General features: G+C 47.3%; 1 protein-coding gene. It reads right to left on the bottom strand.

All coding sequences use genetic code 11. The features are described from left to right. Positions 1-205 (bottom strand): DUF1542 domain-containing protein (locus E4T71_RS09715; protein ID WP_135039053.1); only part of this gene is annotated, 205 nt, incomplete at both ends.

Here is a 205-nt window from a genome sequence, read left to right as displayed (position 1 = left end):
GAGCCTTAGCTGCTGCTTTCTCTTCGTCTGTTAGATCAGAGCGAGCGTCAATTTCATCCTTCTTGGCTTGAGCGGCTTCATCGACGGCTTTCTTCGCTTCAGGCTTAGCAACTGCATCTGGGTTAATAGCTTTAACAGTGTCAACACCTGCAGTCTTAGCTTCTTCAACTCCTGCATTTGTTGTTGCTGCATCTACTGCAGCTTT

This window comes from Streptococcus sp. WM07 (genome assembly GCF_004570525.1).
Lineage (GTDB): Bacteria > Bacillota > Bacilli > Lactobacillales > Streptococcaceae > Streptococcus.
Note: the sequence above shows the minus strand (reverse complement) of the source record. Positions and strands in the feature narration are given on the sequence as shown.